The sequence below is a fragment of the Geobacillus sp. B4113_201601 genome, assembly GCF_001587475.1.
Classification (GTDB): domain Bacteria; phylum Bacillota; class Bacilli; order Bacillales; family Anoxybacillaceae; genus Geobacillus; species Geobacillus icigianus.
On record NZ_LQYX01000100.1, the window covers coordinates 3288 to 5415 of the forward strand.

2 protein-coding genes and 1 pseudogene are annotated in these 2128 nt (G+C 41.9%); 2 read left to right on the plus strand and 1 reads right to left on the minus strand.

Features of this window, described 5'->3' with window-relative positions; translation table 11 throughout:
* Both B4113_RS20725 and B4113_RS14515 read left to right on the plus strand, forming a co-directional pair.
* A partial coding sequence (locus tag B4113_RS20725; protein ID WP_235598019.1) for a transposase occupies positions 1-416 on the plus strand: 416 nt, incomplete at its 5' end.
* 56 nt (positions 417-472) lie between these two features.
* Entirely contained in the window at positions 473-1762 is a 1290-nt protein-coding gene (locus tag B4113_RS14515) for an MFS transporter (protein ID WP_033844659.1), read from the plus strand.
* A 116-nt stretch (positions 1763-1878) separates the two neighbouring features.
* Here the strand turns inward: B4113_RS14515 and B4113_RS20730 are convergent.
* A pseudogene (locus B4113_RS20730) lies at positions 1879-2128 on the minus strand (IS701 family transposase); the annotation flags it as partial.

Genomic DNA, 2128 nt, shown 5'->3' on the forward strand with positions numbered 1-2128 from the left:
CGGATCCCGCTCAGGAAGCACAACGCCAGGCGAACGTCCGGGAAGTTCAGATTCGCAACCAAGCAAGGCTCATTCAGCAACAGGGCGGTGATCGATCCATTCAAGCCCTTCGCACGCGTTGTGAGCATGTGTTTGCCGAAGGGAAGGAATGTCATGGGCTGGACCGGCCCCGAAGCCGAGGTCTTTACGCCATGGAAGAACAGGCGCTGTTGACCGCCGTCGTGCAAAATCTGAAGCGATGGTGCCGGTTTCGAAAAAAACGAGGGGAGACCGGCTCTTTGGCGTGCGCAAAAATGGAAGTTGGGGCAGGAAGTCCTGTTCGTCCTCCCGCCCTTTGGCGCCAAATGGCGGGGAGAATGGTCCCCAAAATTCGACATGAGGGAAGTCTATGCCCCATTAATTCACCGGCCTTCTAAGTCATTTGTGGATTGATTTAAAGAGATTATGTTCTTAATACCTAGGAGGATTTAGTATGAATTTTTTTAAGGATTTTAAGATTGCCTTTTTCTCACCTGGGTCTCGCCCCCTGCTGATTGCTTCTTTTTTGTCTAATATTGGAGATTGGATTTATTTCGTCGGTATGTCAGCGTTGCTATACAATACAGCTGGTGCTTTAGCCATGACAGCGTTCATTATTATTCGGCAATGTATGTATATTGTTTTTTCTCCGTTTACTGGCTACATCGCGGATCGTTTTCCCAGAAAATCACTGATGCTAATTACAGATCTTCTAAATGGAATACTGATGTTTATCTTAAGTTTCCTCTCAATTCAACAAATAAATTCTATTTCGCTGTATATTACTCTTATTTTATTAGTTGTCATATTTGGTCTAATTAATCGCTCTGCTAGATTAGTGGTAATTCCAAAATTAGTGGAAAAAGAATTTCTTTTATCATTAAATGCTCTAACTAATATAATTGGAACTACGTCTTTAACAATTGCTCCAGTTATAGCTGGACTAGCTATGAAAATGGGGGGAGTGAGTTGGGCATTTCTAATTAATGGAATTTCCTTTCTGTTAAGTCTATTATGTAGTTTAGCTCTACCAAGTAGTCTAAATAAGATTGAGGGCGCTAAGAAAGATATGGCTAACAGTTATACAACTAAATTTAGAGAGATTACAGAAGGGTTATCCTTTGTTATAAGAGTTTCGAAAGCACGTTCAATTACTTTTTTTCTTATTACCTCGCATTTAGTAGTAGGAGCCACATGGGTATTCATCCCTGAACTATCCAAACTACTACAGCAAGGAGATGCAGGAATTGGTTATCTAAATTCTGCAGTAGGAGCTGGTTCTATACTGGGTGTATTCATTGGTGCTTGGATTGGAAGCAAACGACTAGGAACATCTGCAATAATTGGTGTTATAGGACTGAGTTTGTCTGTTCTTCTTTGCTCCATTAGTTCTACCTATAGTTTTAGTCTACTCATCGCTACTTTAGTAGTATATGGATCTGTAACCCTAATGGGTATTTTTGCGAACATTGCTGATGCTCCGTTATGGACAATGATTCAGCAGGTTACTAACGACAGTAATGCAGGTAGAGTTTACTCAGCAGTTGATGCCTTGACTGTAGGCGGGATGGCTTTAGGTTCATTTTTAGCAGGTTGGATTATTTCCCATCTATCTTTATCTTTTACCTTAGTCGTAATTTCTATTATTTCCCTTATCATGACAGGAATTTTCATTCCGGGCATTGTTCGAAGCACACAAAAAGAGAAATCAATTAGTCCTTCAGGTGAGAGTTATGGAAAATGAACAGTTACAAAAAGTAGTATAAAGATTGGAGATTATCAAAATCAACTAGAAGTACTGTAGATGAGCATTTTTCATTACAATAATTTCTATGCTCTAAGAGACAAACAGGGTACCCCTTAGGCGACATGGAGCTGTTTTTTGATCACATCAATGGGAATCTCTTGCTTCGCGGCATCGTAGATGAACTCGACGACGCTGTGCCCTTTCCGAGACCGAAGAAGCTCCAGGCCGGAAGAGAGGTCTTGTTGAGATTCCGCGATGCTGTATACACAGGCTAACAGCACCACGGCCCAATACCGTTTCACCGCCCGAATGTGACGAACACGGTCCCACCTGACTTCAGCTGGTCTTTGGCCTGCCGGAAAA